The sequence below is a fragment of the Synechococcus sp. L2F genome (genome assembly GCF_024345695.1).
Taxonomy (GTDB): domain Bacteria; phylum Cyanobacteriota; class Cyanobacteriia; order PCC-6307; family Cyanobiaceae; genus MW101C3.
This window is the reverse complement of the sequence record NZ_JAGQBP010000002.1, coordinates 568,536-584,309: the sequence shown is the minus strand read 5'-3', so window position 1 is coordinate 584,309 and position 15,774 is coordinate 568,536. Positions and strand designations below refer to the sequence as shown.

The following is a 15,774-nucleotide window of genomic DNA, read 5'->3' as shown; positions in this document are numbered from 1 at the left end:
GCAGCGGATGACTGGCATTGTCCCACCCGCCATGCACGGGGAGCCGCCAGCTGCCGCCTCCCCGTGGAGCCCTCTTCACCTGCGCCTGCACCGCACCCTGCTGCTGCAGCCCGAGCTGCTGCCACCGGGGGAGCGGCTGCTGCTGGCGGTTTCCGGCGGGCAGGATTCGATGGCGATGACCGGGCTGCTGCTTGACCTGCGCCGCCTGCACCACTGGCAACTCCATCTCTGGCACGGCGACCACGGCTGGCGCCCCGAAGCCAGCAGCCAGGCCCGGGAGCTTGCCGCCTGGGCCTGGCAGCAGCAGTTGCCGCTGGAGCTGGCCACCCCTGACCGAGCGCTGGCCTCGGAAGCGGAGGCACGGGAATGGCGTTACCACTGCCTGCAGCACCAGGCGCTGCGGCTGGGTTGCCGCCGGGTGGCCACGGGCCACACCGCCAGCGACCGCGCCGAAACCATGCTTCTGCACCTGGCCCGCGGCACCCATCTGCGGGGCCTGGCGAGCCTGAGACGCCTGCGTCCCAGCAGCGGGACGGTTCAGATCGCCCGGCCGCTGCTGGGGCTGATGCGTCAAGAAACGGAGCGGTTCTGCGCAGACCGTGGCCTGCCCGTGTGGCCCGACTCCAGCAACACGGATCCTCGCTTCAGCCGCAACCGCATTCGCCATCAGGTGCTGCCGGTGCTGGAGGAGCTGCATCCCGGGGCCAGCCGGCGCATGAACGCCCTGGCCGAACGGCTGGAGCACGGCCAGGCGCTGCAGAGCGAGCTGCTGGCCCTCAGCATCGCAGCGCTCAGCGAGCCGGACAGCCCCCGCACGCTCAGGCGTGCCGCCCTTGCCGGTCTGTCGGCGGCCACTCAGCGGGCGGTGCTGCACCACTGGATCGAGCGGGAAACGGGCTCCGGGCCGCTGAGCTCCCAGCTGGAGCGTCTGAGGCAGCGGTTGCCGCCGGAGCGCGGGGCTGGCAGCCTGGATCTTGCCGAGGGCTGGCGGCTGGTGTGGGGGCGCGCAACGCTCACACTGGAGCGGTCAGTCAGCCGCACCGATCCAGCATCGGCTTCGACCCTCCACGCCACCCCCCACTGATGTCCGAAGTGTTCGATCAGGCCAGCTTCGATCGCAACTACGGCGTGGTGGAGCTGGCCTACAGCCAGGGTCGCTACGACGAAGCCCTGTCCGGCGCCGAAGCGTTGATGAAGGAAGTGGAGGGCACGGGGAACCGCCCCCAGGTGCTCCGCCTCAAGCTGCTGCTCGGCCACATCAATTTCTATGGGCTGCAGCAGCCGCTGCGCGCCGGGCAGCTGTACCACAACGTGCTCGACAACGCCCTCGACCCCATCTACCGCGACCTGGCGGCGCAGGGGGTGGAGCTCACCGAGAAGGCGTTGCAACAACAGGCCAGTCAGTCCGAGCCGGGGCATGTTCCTGATCGACCGACCAAGCCAAAGATCGGCGGCAACGCCGCCATGCCCTGGCTGAGCGGTAACGGGGACGACGAGGAGGCGGAACTGCTCGACCTTGAGGCAAGCGCGTACAGCTCGCTGCCGTTCATGCCCACGACCCCGAAGGGCGGCTCTGCCCAGGGTGCGGCCTCCGGCAGCAGCAGACTGGCGATCGAGACGGTGTTGCCGGTCCCGCCCCCCATCGAGACCGTGAACGTGCGGGTGGTGGAAGACACCACGCCGGCAACCCGCTGGACCGCCGATGCGGGGCTCACGTCCCTGCCTCCGCTGGAAATCAGCCCCGAAGAGGAAGCGGAGCTGATGAAAGGACTGCTGCGGGTGGTGCTGGACTGAGGCCCAGCACCACCCGGCAGCGGCGTCAGCCCGCGGCGGTGGAACGGCGGCGGCGCACCCGGTTGGCGGGCATTTCAGGTTCCTCGCGGCGCTCTGCCTGAGGCTCCTCCTTGACGACGGCGGCCGCTGGTACGGCCACGGCAAGTTGACGAGCTGGCGTGGCGGCAGCCGTCGGGGCCGTGCGCACCGCACCATCCCGCACCACCTCGCGGCTCTGGTGCCGCACCGTGCGGGGAGCCGGCCGGGTGTCGGGCTCGGCATCGGCGCGGCCCTTGTAGGCGGGCGTGCCACCAGGAGCAGGCTGGACCAGACAGATGATCAGCGGCTCCACCTGCAGCTCGCGGCGCAGCCGGCGCTGCAGCCCCACTTCGATCTCGCGCTGCACGCCCACCCAATCCACATCGGGGGCCTTGCCGCCGCTGTTGCGGGAGAGCTGATTCCAGCGGTTCTCCAGCACCCAGGTGATCTCACGCTCGGCCCAGACCGAGAGCTTGCGGGCATCGGCTGTGGTGACCACGCCGCGCAGGTTCACCCGCGGCGGGGCCGCCATCACGCCATCGGTGCTGATCACGGTGAGCAGGGTGATCACCCCGTCTTCAGCGAGTTGCTGGCGCTCCTTGAGCACGCGAGCGTCGACGATGCCGTTGCGGGAGGCATCGAGCAGCTCAATGCCGGCCTTCACCGGTTCCCCTTTGTGGATGCGGTCGGGGGTGAGTTCCACCACATCGCCGTTGTCGATGATGAGGATGTTGTCGGCGGGGACCCCCATCGACTGGGCCGTCCTGGAGTGGCATACGAGCATGCGGTGCTCACCGTGCACGGGCACGAAGAACTTCGGCCGGGTAAGCGCCAGCATCAACTTGTGATCCTCCTGGCAACCGTGTCCGGACACGTGGATGCCCTCGCCTTTGCCGTACACAACCTTCGCCCCCATCATCATCAGCCGGTCGATGGTGTTCACCACTGAGATGGTGTTGCCGGGGATCGGGCTGGCCGAGAAGATGATCGTGTCGGTGGATTTCACCTGCACCTGCGGGTGCTCACCACGGGAGATGCGGCTCAGGGCAGCGAGGGGTTCACCCTGGCTGCCGGTCATCAGCAGCAGGGTTTCACGGTCGGGCAGATCACGGATCTGCTTGATCGGTACGAACAGCTCATCGGGGCAGCGGATATAGCCCAGCTCGCGCGCCTTGGCGATCACGTTGAGCATGGAGCGGCCCAGCAGGCCCACCTTGCGGCCGTGCTTCATGGCCAGCTCCAGAATCATCGACACCCGATGCACCGAGCTGGCGAAGGTGGTGACGATCACCCGCCCTTCGGCATTGGCGAAGTGTCGGTCCAGATTCGGGAACACAGCCCGCTCGGGCGGGGTGAAGCCGGGAATTTCGGCATTGGTGGAGTCGCTGAACAGGCAGAGCACGCCCTGCTCGCCGTAATGGGCCATGCGCTGGATGTCGAAGTATTCGCCATCCACCGGGGTGTGGTCGAACTTGAAATCGCCGGTGAACACCACCACGCCCACGGGGGTTGTGATCGCAAGGCTGAAGCTGTCAGCAATCGAGTGGGTGTTGCGGATGAACTCCACCTTGAAATGCTGCCCCACCTTCACCACATCGCGGGGGCTCACGGTTTGGATGACGGTGCGATCGGTGACCGCTGCCTCCTCCATTTTCCCCTGCAGCATGGACATCGCCAGCCGCGGCCCGTAGATCACGGGGATATTGAAGTTCTTGAGGTGATGCGGAATGCCACCGATGTGATCTTCGTGACCGTGGGTCACGATCATGCCGCGGATGCGCTTCTGGTTTTCGCGCAGATAGCTGGTGTCGGGCAGCACCACGTTCACGCCGTGCATGCCGTCGCTGGGGAAGGCCAGGCCGGCATCCACCAGCATCAGGTCATCGCCGTACTCGAACACGCAGGTGTTCTTGCCGATCTCGTGCAGGCCGCCGAGTGGAATGACTCGGAGACAGGGTTGTTTGCCGTTGGTGCTTGAGGTCATCAGGGGTGTCTCCGGATCAGATCCGGAACGAAGGGGAATGGAGCCGTGGAGCAGATGTTGTGGTCTGGTGCGGTGAAGCTGAAGCAGGAGTTCCGGGCGAGGCCATGCCGGAGGGGAGCCTTGGCGTCACGTGGGACGCAGGGCGGCCAGGGCCGTGGTCAATCGTTCACGCACATCGCTGTCGGCAGAAACAAGAGGAAGTCGGGGGGCGCCCACGGGCCAGCCTTCGAGCTGCAGGGCGGCCTTGACCGGGATCGGATTGGTACTGGAGAACAGCGCCCGGCACAGCGGCATCATCTGCTCGTGCAGCGCCTGGGCGGTGGCATGGTCGCCGGCATGGAAGGCGGTGATCATCTGCCGGATCCGGGGGCCGACCAGATGGCTGGCCACGCTCACCACTCCCACAGCCCCGAGCGCCAGCATCGGCAGGGTGAGGGCATCGTCGCCGCTGTAGATCGCCAGGGCCGAGCCGCAGCGGACCCTTAGCTGAGTGACTTCGTCGGTGCTGCCACTGGCGGCCTTGTAGCTCACCACGTTGGGCAGATCCATCAGCCGCTCGGTGGTCTCCGGGGCCAGGCTGCAGGACGTGCGGCCGGGGATGTTGTAGAGCATGATCGGCAGCTCCGGCACGGCGCTGGCGACGGCCCGGAAGTGGGCCTCGAGCCCCTCCTGGGGCGGTTTGTTGTAGTAAGGCACCACCACCAGGGCACCGTCGGCACCGAGCGCGGCCGCCTGGGAGATCGCCTCCACGGCCTCGGCCGTGCAGTTGCTGCCGGTGCCGGCGAGCACCTTGGCGCCGGGTCCCACCGCCTCCTTCACAGCCTGGAACAGCTGATGCTGCTCATCCCAGCTGAGCGTGGGGGATTCGCCGGTGGTGCCGCACACCACCAGACCGTCGGAGCCATGGGCGACCAGGTGCACCGCCAAGCGGGCAGCCAGATCGAGATCAAGGGAGCCATCGGCCGCGAACGGCGTGACCATGGCGGTGAGCACCCGGCCGAAAGGCGCGGCAACCAGTGTCAACCGGCACCTCCTGCAAGGGATTGCGCGCGGGATGGTGTTGCCGCGGAGGGCTCGGCCCTGCCACCTGGGGGCTGGCATGACGGGTCGAACAGCAGCTCGGCGATCTGGATGGCGTTGAGCGCGGCCCCCTTGCGGATCTGATCGCCACAGAGCCAGAGCTCCAGCGCATGTGGATCGCTGATGTCCTGGCGCAGCCGACCGATCGCCACAGGATCCCTGCCGGTCACATCGGTGGGCATGGGGAAACGGTTGGCATCGAAATCCTCGATCAGCTCCACACCGGGTGCCGCCGCCAGCAGGGCACGGGCCTCCTCGGGGGGGAAGGGCTCTTCGAACTCGATGTTCACCGCCTCCGAATGGGCCCTGAGCACGGGCACGCGCACGCAGGTGGCGGTGAGGCGCAGCTGCGGCAGCTGCATGATCTTGCGGGTTTCATTGACCATCTTCAGCTCCTCCTCGCAGTAACCGTTGCCCTGCAGCGGCGAGTTGTGCAGGAAGAGGTTGAAGGCGAGCGAGTGGGGCAGCACCGTGCTCACGGGCTGGCCACCATCGAGCACGGTGCGGCTGAGCGCGCGCAGCTCCTCCATCGCCCGTGCTCCCGCGCCGCTGGCCGATTGGTAGGTGCTCACCACGACACGCCGGATCGGACGCCGGGCCTGAAGAGGAGCCAGGGCCAGGGTGAGCAGGATCGTGGTGCAGTTGGGATTGGCCACGATGCCCCGGTGGGCGAACGCCGCCGCCGGATTCACTTCGGGCACCACCAGCGGCACATCCTCATCCAGGCGGAACGCGCTGGAGTTGTCGATCACCACGGCGCCGGCCGCCACCGCCACCGGCGCCCACTGCCGGGAGATGGAGCCGCCCGCAGAGGCCAGGACCAGGTCCACCCCTTCGAAGGCGTCCGGGGCGACCGGCTGGACGGTGAGCGACTCGCCCCGCCAGGTGAGGCTGCGGCCAGCGGAGCGGGGGGAGGCCAGCAGGCGCAGCTCGGCCACCGGGAACTGGCGTTCCTCCAGCAGCTCAAGCAGTTCACAGCCCACCGCACCGGTGGCGCCGAGTACGGCGACGGTGAGCGGCTGGCGGTTCAGAAAGGAGGCGGATGGTGCGGTGGACAACGTGGCGGGGGAGAACGGAGCAGCAGACGAAAATGGATTCAGACGGGGTGGAGCCGAAACGGATCAGGAGGCAGCGGCCGGGCCTTGCAACGAGCGCTTGGAAAGAGAACGGAGTGGGCCGACCGACGAAGCGAGGGAAATGAAGACAGACGAAAAGGGAACGGTGAGGGGAGCGGGGGGTGTGAAAACTCTGTGCAGCAAGCGCGGCGATTCAGACGGGGTGGAAACGGCCTGGACTCGGGCTTTACGAGAAGAGCGTTTCCAGCCGGCGTCGAACCGGATGGGGATATGGATCTGTTTGTCGTCCCGATCACCTTACCCGGACCCCATCGCTTTGGCGAACAAGGATGGGCCTGCCTGGGGCGACCTCTGCCCGGTCCATAGGGGGGGGAGAGGCGAGTTTCTAGTATCGGGAGCTGCCCTGCCCCGCCGGTCCAGCCGGTTCGTCCATGAGCTCTGCTTTGAAGGTCAAGACCAGCCCCCTCCCCGGCAGCCGGTTGGCCCTGGAAGTGGAGATCCCTGGCGGCCGTTCCCAGGCCAGCTACGAAGCGGCGGTCAACAAGCTGAGCCGCAGCGTGCGCCTGCCGGGGTTCCGGCCCGGAAAGGTGCCGCGCCCAGTGCTGCTGCAGCAGATCGGTCCGCTGCGGATCCGCGCCACCGCCCTCGAAGACCTGGTCGACAGCGTCTGGCGCGATGCGCTCGCTCAGGAAAAGATCGAGGCGCTCAGCAGCCCTGAACTGAGCGAAGGCTTCGAGGCGCTGCTGGAGCGCTTCAACCCTGGTGATGCCCTGGTGCTCACCCTGGAACTTGATGTGCAGCCCACCCCCAGCCTGAAGACCACCACCGGCCTGACGGCCGAAGCGGAAGCGGTCAGTTTCGACCCGGCCCGCATCGATGAACTGATCGAGCAATCCCGCCGCCAGCGGGCCACCCTGGTGCCGGTGGAAGGCCGGCCCGCCGCCAACGGCGATGTGGCGGTGGTGAGCTTCAGCGGCAGCTACGCCGACACCGGTGAGCCGATCGTGGGCGGTACCGCCGAAGCCCTGGAGGTGGAGCTCGACGATGGCCGCATGATCCCCGGATTCGTGGAAGGCATCCTCGGCATGACCATCGGCGAGGAGCGCCAGGTCAGCTGCCAGTTCCCCGACGACTACCCCCAGGAAGACGCGCGCGGCCGGGCCGCCAGCTTCGCGATCACGCTCAGCGACCTCAAGACCCGCGAACTGCCCGCCCTCGACGATGCCTTCGCCCAGGAAGCCAGTGACAAGGCCACCGTGGCCGAGATGCGGGCCGACCTGGAGACCAGGCTGCGCGATGACGCCGAACGGCGCGCCCGCAACGGCCGCCAGGAAGCCCTGCTCAATGCACTGGTGGAGCAGCTGGAGGTGGAGCTGCCCGAAAGTCTGATCCAGCAGGAAGTGCGCTCCTTGATCGAGCAGACGGCCAGCCAGATCGCTCAGCAGGGCATGGACGTCAAGAAGCTGTTCACCCAGGAGCTGGTGCGCAGCCTGATGGACACCTCCCGTCCTGAGGCGGTGCAGCGGCTGAAGCGCACCTTCGCCCTGCAGGCTCTGGCCGAGGCCGAAACGATCGCGGTGGAGCCGGCCGTCATTGACGCCAAGGTGAAGGAGGTGAGCAAGGGCTTCAGCGACACCAGCAAGATCGACCCCGAGCGGCTGCGGCTGGCCGTGGCCGACGACCTGCTGCGCGAGAAACTGCTGGAGTGGCTGGAGGCGAACAGCACCGTCACCGAGAAGGCGCCGGAGCCGGCCGCACAAGCCAGCGAGGGAGCTGACAAAGCCGCCACCGAACCTCCTGCCGCAGCGGGCTGAAGCGCAGCGGCCATAGATTGACTCCATCTCCCCTTGCATCCCCACGGCCGCGTGATCGACGCCTTCCGCCCCCATCCGATCCAGAACCGCTGGCAGGGTCAACCACCCATGGCCCTCAGCGGCGCGGGGCCCCAGGCCGCTCCGGGGGTGCTCCCCACGGTGGTGGAGCAATCCGGCAGGGGCGAGCGGGCGTTTGACATCTACTCGCGTCTGCTGCGCGAGCGGATCATCTTCCTCGGCACCGGCATCGACGACGCCGTGGCCGATTCGCTGGTGGCCCAGTTGCTCTTCCTGGAGGCGGAAGATCCCGACAAGGACATCCAGATCTACGTCAACTCGCCCGGCGGCTCGGTCACCGCAGGTCTGGCCATCTACGACACCATGCAGCAGGTGGCCCCCGATGTGGTCACCATCTGCTACGGACTGGCCGCGAGCATGGGGGCCTTCCTGCTCTCCGGTGGCACCAAGGGCAAGCGCATGGCGCTGCCAAGCGCCCGGATCATGATTCACCAACCGTTGGGCGGAGCCCAGGGCCAGGCGGTCGACATCGAAATCCAGGCGAAGGAGATCCTTTTCCTCAAAGACACCTTGAACGGACTGATGGCCGAACACACCGGCCAGCCCTTGGCAAAGATTGCCGAAGACACCGACCGCGACTACTTTTTGTCTCCACACGAAGCCGTGACCTACGGGCTGATCGACCGTGTCGTCACTGACACCATGCCGGCCTGAGCCGCGCCAGTGCGGCCTCCTTCGTCTGACCCCGTCATTCCGGCCCCATCTGGAGTTCCGGCCTCCAGCGTTCCTCCTCCGCTCCCGGATCCCACGCGATGGCAAAGTTCGACGCCCATCTGAAGTGCTCGTTCTGCGGAAAATCGCAGGAACAGGTGCGGAAGCTGATCGCCGGACCAGGCGTTTACATCTGCGACGAATGCATCGATCTCTGCAACGAGATTCTCGATGAAGAGCTGGTGGACACGGCCGGAAGCCCCCGCACCCACCACGACAGCGGCCGCAAGCCTGCGCCCAGGAAGGGCACCAAACCGGCCCCCACCCTTGCCACCGTCCCCAAGCCGCGGGAGATCAAGGCCTACCTCGACCGGCAGGTGGTGGGGCAGGACGAAGCCAAGAAAGTGCTGTCGGTGGCGGTCTACAACCACTACAAACGCCTCGCCTGGCAGGGAGATGGGCAAGGCGAAACCGACCATCTCGCCACCCGTCTGCACAAATCCAACATCCTGCTGATCGGCCCCACCGGCTCCGGCAAGACCCTCCTGGCCCAGACGCTCGCCGAACTGCTCGACGTGCCCTTCGCGGTGGCCGACGCCACCACGCTCACCGAAGCCGGCTACGTGGGCGAAGACGTGGAGAACATCCTGCTGCGGCTGCTGCAGAAGGCCGACCTGGATGTGGAGCAGGCCCAGCGAGGCATCATCTATATCGACGAGATCGACAAGATCGCCCGCAAGAGCGAGAACCCCTCGATCACGCGGGACGTCTCGGGCGAAGGGGTGCAGCAGGCCCTGCTCAAGATGCTGGAGGGAACGGTGGCCAACGTTCCGCCGCAGGGCGGCCGCAAGCACCCCTACCAAGACTGCATCCAGATCGACACCAGCCAGATCCTGTTCGTCTGCGGCGGCGCCTTCACCGGCCTCGAGGATGTGGTGCAGCGGCGGCTGGGTCGCAATTCGATCGGCTTTCTGCCCAGCGACGGCCGCGGCCGCAGCCGCGTCCAGAAGGAGCAGCAGGCGGCCCACGTGCTGCGCCACCTCGAACCCGACGACCTGGTGCGCTACGGCCTGATCCCCGAATTCATCGGCCGGCTGCCGGTGAGCGCCGTGCTCGAACCGCTCGACATCCGCTCCCTCGAAGCCATCCTCACCGAGCCGCGCGACGCGCTGGTGAAGCAGTTCCAGACCCTGATGAGCATGGACAACGTGCGGCTGGAGTTCGAGGCCGGCGCCATCGAGGCGATCGCCCAGGAGGCCCACCGCCGCCGCACCGGCGCCCGGGCGCTGCGGGGCATCGTCGAGGAACTGATGCTCGATGTGATGTACGACATCCCCTCCAACGACGCGATCACCACCTTCACGATCACCCGTGAGCTGGTGGAGCAGCGCTCGCGCGCCAAGATTCTTCCCTACCCCGGCCTGGTCGACAAACAGGAATCCGCTTGAGGCACAGCCGCCATGGCAACGGCTGACCATCTGCAGGTGCCGCGCCAGCACGGCCTGTTCGACCACCACGGCATCGATCTGGGCGACGGTACGGTGGCCCACTACCTGGAGGGCCGCCAGATCCTGCGCAGCCCGCTCGCCGACTTCTCCCGTGGCGAAGCGGTCAGCGTGGTGAGCTACCCGGAAGGGGAGGTGTCGCCGGTGGGCGTGACCCTGCGGCGCGCCATGGGCCGCTTGGGCGAGCAGCGCTACAACCTGGTGTTCAACAACTGCGAGCATTTCGCCAGCTGGTGCAAGACCGGGCGGCACCGCAGCTCCCAGGTGGAGGGATGGCTGGGCACCGGCAGCCTCGGCGCCCTGGCCCTGGGTCAGTTCATCCCCGCCGCCCTGCTGGTGGCCGTGCGCCTGCTGCTGCGCCAGGGTCTGACCATCGACGGCACCCAGCTGGAGCGCGGCCGCGAGCTGGCCCGCCGCAGCCTGGAGCAGCTCGATGCCCTGCGGCTGAAGCTGCAGCAGCGGCTGGAGCTGGAGCTGGAGCAGGCCGAAGCCCGCTGGAATGGCGGCAGCAGCGACCAGTTCGACCGCCTCCGGCTGCAGGCCCAGAACCTGGCCGATCAGCTGGAAGCGGTGGAGGAACTGGAAGGCCGGCTGGAGCGTCTGCTGGGCACCGGGAGCCCCCAGTAACCTCGCTGATCAGGCCGTCGGGGACCCCGCCATGACCCAGGCCAGCGCCTACCAGCCGCTCCATCACAAGTACCGTCCCCAGCGCTTCGACCAGCTGGTGGGGCAGCAGGCGATCGTGGCCACCCTCAGCAACGCCCTGCGGCAGGGGCGGATCGCGCCCGCCTATCTTTTCAGCGGTCCACGCGGCACCGGCAAGACCTCCAGCGCGCGGATCCTGGCCCGCTCGCTCAACTGCATCGCCGCCGACGGGCCCACCCCCGACCCCTGCGGCGTCTGCGAGCTGTGCCGTTCAATCACGGCGGGCAATGCCCTTGATGTGATCGAGATCGATGCAGCCTCCAACACCGGGGTCGACAACATCCGGGAACTGATCGAACGCTCGCGCTTCGCGCCGGTGCAGGCCCGCTGGAAGGTCTACGTGATCGACGAGTGCCACATGCTCTCGACCGCCGCCTTCAATGCGCTGCTCAAGACCCTGGAGGAGCCACCGCCGCGGGTGGTGTTCGTGCTGGCCACCACCGATCCGCAGCGGGTGCTGCCCACAATCCTGTCCCGTTGCCAGCGCTTCGATTTCCGCCGCATTCCGCTGGAAGCGATCGAAACCCACTTGGGCGAGATCGCCCGGCTTGAAGCGATCAGCATCACGCCCGAGGCCCTGCATGTGGTGGCCCAGCGGGCCCAGGGCGGCCTGCGCGATGCCGAAAGCCTGCTCGACCAGCTCAGCCTCCTGCCTGCCCCAGTGGAGGCTGGAGCCGTCTGGGAGCTGCTCGGGGCGGTGCCAGAACAGGAGTTGCTCTCCCTGGCCGCGGCTCTCGCCGGCACTGAGCCATTGGCCGTGGTGGAAACCTGCCGCGAGCTGCTGGAGCGGGGCCGCGACCCGGGGGCGGTGCTGCAGGGGTTGGCCTCGGTCTTGCGCGACCTCACAGTGGCCGCGGCCGCGCCCGGGCGCCTGGAGTTGAGCAGCCTTTCCCCCCAGTTCCGGCCGCAGCTGCCGGAGCTGGCAGCCCGCATCTCCACCCCGCGGCTGCTGAGCTGGCAGGCCGGCCTCAAGGGCAGCGAACAGCAACTGCGCCAGAGCGTGCAGCCGCGCCTGTGGCTGGAAGTTCTGCTGCTGGGCCTGCTGGCCGAAGCACCGACGGCCATCGCCGCCGTGCCCCTCCCCGCCGCGCCCGGCGCCCCCATCCGCAGGCCCGCCGCGCCGGTTTCTGTTTCGCCGGGAGCTGCTGCGCCCGCCCAGGCCCCAGCCGTTCCCAGCGCGCCAGCTGCGCATGCGCATGGCCCTACAGCCGCAGAGCCCGGCGTGCCGGGGCCCGGGGCCCCGCTGCCCACAGCCCCTAGGCCCGCAGCCCAGGTTCCTCCAGACCCAGTGCCCTCCAGCCCAGGGGGCGGCAGCGACCTCACCGAGCTGTGGCAACAGATCCTGGCCAGCCTGGAGCTTCCCTCCACCCGCATGCTCCTGTCCCAGCAGGCGGCACTGGTACGCCTCGACGGCCAGCGCGCGGTGGTGCGGGTCAGCGGCAACTGGGTGGCGATGGTGCAGAGCCGCCTGCCGCTGCTGGAGAAGGCCCTGCAAAGTGCGCTGGGCTCCCCCCGCCAGCTCGTGCTGGAGAGCGCCGACGCCCCAGGTCCACCGCGTGCCACCGTTAACGCTTCAGGGGCACCCGCTGGGGCCGTGCCGGGCGGAGGGGCGCCAACGCCAGCACCAGCGGCACCGGGACTGGGCCAGGGACCGGACCAGGCACAGCGAGCGGAAGCCGCCACGGCGATGCCGTTGCGAACGGTCTCCCCGCCAGCTGCTGTGACACCGCCTGTACCGGGGCTGCAGCCGGCTCAGGCGTCCTCCGCCGCCGGTTCAGGGCCTGGGGCTGCTGCCACTGCCATGGCTGCCGTTGCTGCAGCTGGCCTTCCAGCACCCGCGGTGGCCGCAGGCCTCACCACGGCCACACCTCCCGGTCCACCTGTACCCCCCGTGCCGCTCGACGACAAGGCGCGGCGCCTGGCGGACTTCTTCAACGGCGAGGTGGTTGCGTTCGACGGGCCGGTGCCAGGGCAGCAGGATGGGGCGAACCCGCCCTAGGAGACCTGGGTGGTGAGGTCAGCCTCACCGGTGAGATCGTCCGTGTCCTCGTGGCTTTCCTCGCCGGATGCCTCGCCCACGTGAAGCGTCTTGGCCCAGACGAGACGTTTCGGCAGCAGGGCCATGCGCAGCGCCACCCAGGGAATCACCACGAACCAGTGGGCCAGATAGGCGATGCCCAGGGCGGCAGTGAAGGGATTGATGTTGGGCAGGGGTGGGCCTTCGCTGCTGCGCCGGCAACCCGCCACGATCGCCGCCCCGGAGAGGCCGAAGGCCACGATCGACAGCGGCCAGATCGACGGCAGCGTGCGGGTGGCCAGGGCTGTGAGCAGATCGGCGATCGACACCACCGGCAGGGCGTACTGGAGCAGAAAGAACGCCGCCAGATCGAGCTTGCGGGAAGGGACCAGCGGACCTGCCACGAGGCTGGGCCAGTAGTCGAAGAAGCGTTGCAGGCCCCCCTCGGCCCACCGCTGCCGCTGCCGCCAGAGAGCAGGCAGGGTGCGCACCGCCTCCTCCTCCACCGGCGGATCCCAGAGCACGCCAATGCCGCAATCGCCCAGCAGCAGGCGGAAGCTCAGGTCGAGGTCGTCGGTGACGGTGGCTTCGTTGAAGCCGCCACAGGCTTCCAGGGCATCACGCCGCAGCAACTGGCCATTGCCACGCAGTTCGGGGACACCGCCGGAGGCCAGCCGTCCCTGCTGGATCACGGTGTCGAGGGCCATCTCCATCGCCTGGGCCTGGGTGAGCAGGTTGCGATCGGCTTCCACCACCGCCTTGCGCAGCTGCACCGCCGCCCAGCTGCCCGCTTCTGCATAGGGAATCAGCCGCTGCAGCAGATCACGCGGCATGCCGGCATCGGCATCCAGCACCAACATCCAGCGGCCGCGCAGCTGGGGCAGCACGGCATTGAGCGCCCCCGACTTGCCGCCACCGGCATCGCGCGGACGGCGCAGCACCGTGAGCAGGGAGTGGCGGCTGCCGATCTCCTCCAACAGCGCGGCTGTGCGGTCTTCGCTGCCGTCGTCCACCACCCAGAGACGCAGCTGGCCTTCGGGGTAGCTCAGCTGCGCCACCCGCTCCACCAGGCGCCCGATCACCGCCTCCTCGTCCCGCGCCGCCACCACCACATCAACGTCGGGCCAGTGGTCCAAGGCCTCGGGGAGAGCCACCGGCGGCTGGGGTTTCCAGAGCCGGAACAGCACGGTGCGGATCACATAGGCGCCCAGCAGCAAGGTGAGGCTGATCGCCGGCAGCAGATTGCGGGGCGGCTCCACCCAGTGGGGCGCCGCGCCGGCACAACCGCACAGGAGCACAAACAGCGCCGCTTTGCCACGCCGAGGACGAGAGGCGGTCTTCGCAGCGGTCAGGCCTGGCATGAATGAACGCTCTCCGTGATGCCACGCCGCACGCGACAGGGTCCCGGTCGTGGCAGGGCTCGAACTGGGCCGAACTCTAAAGGCCCTGACCGAGCGCCTCCAGCGGCTGGAGCTGGGTCCCCGGGTAGTACCGACTCAGCAGCTGTGGCAGGGTCCAGCCACGACCGGCCAGATCAATCGCACCCGCCTGAGAGAGGCCGGCGCCATGGCCGAAGCCGCCGCCGTTGAAGCGCCAGCGGCCAGCTCCCTCCGCTCTCAGCTCAAACAGGGTGCTGGGCAGCTGCCGGAAGGTGCGGCGGATGGCATCGCGGCGCAGAACCTGCCGACCTTCGCTCCCCTCGATGGCCAGCGCCATCACGCGGCCGCTCGGCCCCCGCTCCAGCACGCTGAGCTTCAAGGGGGTGCCCACCGGCAACCGGGCCGTGGTGAGGGCCTGCTGCACCTGAGCGGTCGTCAGCAGGCGCTGCCAGCGGAAGCGCGGGTGGTAGGCGCCATAGGCGGAACCGCCGTTGGCCAGCAGCGCCGGCAGCGACGACGCCGCCAGGGGCACGGCAAACCGCGCGTTGAAAGCGGGTGGGCCATCCGGCGCCGCCTGCAGATAGGGCAGCGGCGAGCCGCTCCACACCTCCTCAAAGCCGGCGGCCATTCCCCCGTTGGTGGCGTGATAGACGGCATGGATGGGCTCTCCCTGCCAGGTGAGCACCTGGCCCCGGGTGGCCTGGATCGCAGACCGGACCGCCGCCCCCGCCTGCCGCGGATCGGCGTAGACCTGGCATTGGGTGTCAGCGCAGAGGTGGTAGCCATCGGTGGCATAGCGGTGCTTGTTGCGCAGCGACCAGGTGCGGGCCAGCACCGCCTGGGCGGCAAGAGCGGCCGGCGGTGATCCGGCGCCGATCTCATGGGGCACCACCCCCAGCAGGTAGCGCTCCAGCGGCACCTCCTCGATCAGAGTCCAACCGCCGTAGGCGTTGCTCGCCAGGCGGAACGGCCCCTGGAACACACCGCCCTCCCAGCGCAGCCCTCCCGGCGCCGTGATCCGCAGCGGACCTTTCAATGCCGCACCGGCAGCTCCCGGCTCCCCGGACGTCAGCACCAGCCGCTGGCTGAACCGCTGCTCCACCTGCCGGGCCTGCAGGCCGGCCGGAGCCTGGGTGGCGGCAGGCGCCCATACCTCCCATTCGGCGGGATGAGCGATCACCGGAGTCACGCCGAGCTCCCGCCAGGCCGTCGCCGCCTGTTCCGCACTCTCGAAGCTGGCGAACGGGCCCAGCACGGTGCGGGCGAGCTGGAACGGCTCCGCCAGGGGCACCTCCTGCCAGCGCAGGCGAACGCTGGACCCCGAGAGCCGCTGGCCGTCGGCGTCGGTGACCACCAGCTCACCCGCCGCCGCCTGGAGCACCAGTGGAGCGGCCTTGGCCACCCCGCCAGGAGCAGGGCCCAGGCGTGGGCCGAGCGACACCCACAACACAGGCTGGGCGGGCTGCACCGGCGGCGGCGCACTGGTGGGCCAGTGCAGGGGCAGAGGGGCCGGGAGGGGGTCGAGAGCGGGGACAGCACGGCAGCCGGGTGCCGCCAGCAGGGTGAGCGCCAGCCCGAGGGCCACCGGCGCCAGGGCAGACCCGGGCTGCAGGGAGAGGGGGGCGGAAGGACGCAACAGCTGGCGGAGCATGGGCAAAGCGGACGGGGGGAGT

At 68.8% G+C, this 15,774-nt stretch carries 12 protein-coding genes; 7 read left to right on the top strand and 5 right to left on the bottom strand.

Annotated features, from left to right (window positions below; all coding sequences use genetic code 11):
* Positions 1-7 precede the first annotated feature (7 nt).
* Positions 8-1,084: a tRNA lysidine(34) synthetase TilS gene (tilS, locus tag KBZ19_RS07820; protein ID WP_255100504.1), complete on the top strand. Its 1,077-nt coding sequence runs from the start codon at positions 8-10 to the stop codon at positions 1,082-1,084.
* On the top strand, positions 1,084-1,794 hold the full coding sequence (locus tag KBZ19_RS07815) for a hypothetical protein (protein ID WP_255100503.1): 711 nt from the start codon (positions 1,084-1,086) through the stop codon (positions 1,792-1,794). Before tilS ends, KBZ19_RS07815 begins: the two co-directional genes overlap by 1 nt.
* Before the next feature lie 25 nt (positions 1,795-1,819).
* Here KBZ19_RS07815 and KBZ19_RS07810 read toward each other — a convergent pair whose 3' ends face one another.
* The 3 genes from KBZ19_RS07810 to KBZ19_RS07800 form a co-directional block, all read right to left on the bottom strand.
* Complete coding sequence (locus tag KBZ19_RS07810; RefSeq protein ID WP_255100502.1) at positions 1,820-3,796, bottom strand: ribonuclease J; 1,977 nt, start codon at positions 3,794-3,796, stop codon at positions 1,820-1,822.
* Between the two features lie 126 nt (positions 3,797-3,922).
* The gene (gene dapA / locus KBZ19_RS07805) at positions 3,923-4,819 is read right to left on the bottom strand and encodes a 4-hydroxy-tetrahydrodipicolinate synthase (RefSeq protein ID WP_094511141.1); all 897 of its coding nucleotides are present in this window, start codon (positions 4,817-4,819) and stop codon (positions 3,923-3,925) included.
* Positions 4,816-5,934 (bottom strand): aspartate-semialdehyde dehydrogenase, encoded by a 1,119-nt coding sequence (locus KBZ19_RS07800; protein WP_255100501.1) that lies wholly within the window; start codon positions 5,932-5,934, stop codon positions 4,816-4,818. The genes dapA and KBZ19_RS07800 overlap by 4 nt, the downstream gene beginning before the upstream one ends.
* 449 nt (positions 5,935-6,383) lie before the next feature.
* On the opposite strand from KBZ19_RS07800, the gene tig reads away from it, so the two are divergent.
* The 5 genes from tig (at position 6,384) to KBZ19_RS07775 (ending at position 12,704) form a co-directional block, all read left to right on the top strand.
* Entirely contained in the window at positions 6,384-7,766 is a 1,383-nt protein-coding gene (gene tig / locus KBZ19_RS07795) for a trigger factor (RefSeq protein ID WP_255100500.1), read from the top strand.
* A gap of 51 nt (positions 7,767-7,817) precedes the next feature.
* Entirely contained in the window at positions 7,818-8,498 is a 681-nt protein-coding gene (gene clpP / locus KBZ19_RS07790; protein WP_094511511.1) for an ATP-dependent Clp endopeptidase proteolytic subunit ClpP, read from the top strand.
* Between the two features lie 98 nt (positions 8,499-8,596).
* Positions 8,597-9,943, top strand: coding sequence for an ATP-dependent protease ATP-binding subunit ClpX (clpX, locus tag KBZ19_RS07785; protein WP_094511144.1), 1,347 nt, complete (start codon positions 8,597-8,599; stop codon positions 9,941-9,943).
* 12 nt (positions 9,944-9,955) lie between these two features.
* Complete coding sequence (locus KBZ19_RS07780) at positions 9,956-10,627, top strand: lecithin retinol acyltransferase family protein (protein WP_094511145.1); 672 nt, start codon at positions 9,956-9,958, stop codon at positions 10,625-10,627.
* Positions 10,628-10,658: 31 nt separating this feature from the next.
* Entirely contained in the window at positions 10,659-12,704 is a 2,046-nt protein-coding gene (locus KBZ19_RS07775) for a DNA polymerase III subunit gamma/tau (protein ID WP_255100499.1), read from the top strand.
* On the opposite strand, the gene KBZ19_RS07770 is transcribed toward KBZ19_RS07775, so the two are convergent.
* A complete protein-coding gene (locus KBZ19_RS07770; RefSeq protein WP_399220126.1) occupies positions 12,701-14,074 on the bottom strand; it encodes a glycosyltransferase in 1,374 nt (457 codons plus the stop codon). The two genes, KBZ19_RS07775 and KBZ19_RS07770, sit on opposite strands and share 4 nt — an antisense overlap.
* An 85-nt stretch (positions 14,075-14,159) precedes the next feature.
* The gene (locus KBZ19_RS07765) at positions 14,160-15,737 is read right to left on the bottom strand and encodes a SpoIID/LytB domain-containing protein (protein ID WP_315856337.1); all 1,578 of its coding nucleotides are present in this window, start codon (positions 15,735-15,737) and stop codon (positions 14,160-14,162) included.
* Positions 15,738-15,774: the final 37 nt, after the last annotated feature.

Coding starts and splice junctions, on each gene's coding strand:
- tig (WP_255100500.1), top strand. CDS start 6,384: ATGAGCTCTGCTTTGAAGGTCAAGACCAGCCCCCTCCCCGGCAGCCGG.
- tilS (WP_255100504.1), top strand. CDS start 8: ATGACTGGCATTGTCCCACCCGCCATGCACGGGGAGCCGCCAGCTGCC.
- KBZ19_RS07815 (WP_255100503.1), top strand. CDS start 1,084: ATGTCCGAAGTGTTCGATCAGGCCAGCTTCGATCGCAACTACGGCGTG.
- KBZ19_RS07775 (WP_255100499.1), top strand. CDS start 10,659: ATGACCCAGGCCAGCGCCTACCAGCCGCTCCATCACAAGTACCGTCCC.
- KBZ19_RS07810 (WP_255100502.1), bottom strand. CDS start 3,796: ATGACCTCAAGCACCAACGGCAAACAACCCTGTCTCCGAGTCATTCCA.
- clpX (WP_094511144.1), top strand. CDS start 8,597: ATGGCAAAGTTCGACGCCCATCTGAAGTGCTCGTTCTGCGGAAAATCG.
- KBZ19_RS07780 (WP_094511145.1), top strand. CDS start 9,956: ATGGCAACGGCTGACCATCTGCAGGTGCCGCGCCAGCACGGCCTGTTC.